This is a genomic window from Clostridioides sp. ZZV15-6597 (genome assembly GCF_020657815.1).
Classification (GTDB): domain Bacteria; phylum Bacillota; class Clostridia; order Peptostreptococcales; family Peptostreptococcaceae; genus Clostridioides.
Window position 1 is genome coordinate 1 of record NZ_JAGWCT010000282.1, and the last position, 365, is coordinate 365.

The 365-nt window shown below is 27.4% G+C and carries 1 pseudogene; it reads left to right on the forward strand.

The annotated features are described in order from the left end of the window. Positions 1-365: pseudogene (locus tag KGF52_RS21225) on the forward strand (IS200/IS605 family element RNA-guided endonuclease TnpB); the annotation flags it as partial.

A 365-nucleotide genomic window follows, 5' to 3' on the forward strand; every position in this document is an offset into this window, starting at 1 on the left:
AAAACGCATATAAAAAATTCTTTAAAGAAAATGCAGGATTTCCTAAATTTAAATCAAAGAAAACTAATAGATTTTCACATAGAACGAACTTTACAAATGGAAATATTATGTACTTTAGTCAATATATAAAATTACCTAAACTTGGTATGGTTAAAGTGAGGGATAAACAAGTACCTCAAGGGAGAATACTTAATGCTACTGTATCCAAAGAACCAAGTGGTAAATATTATGTATCACTATGCTGTACTGATATAGATATTGAAGCACTTGAAAATACTAATAATCAGATAGGTTTAGATTTAGGAATTAAAGAATTTTGTATCTCAAGTTGTGGACAATTTATAGAAAATCCTAAGTATCTTCAG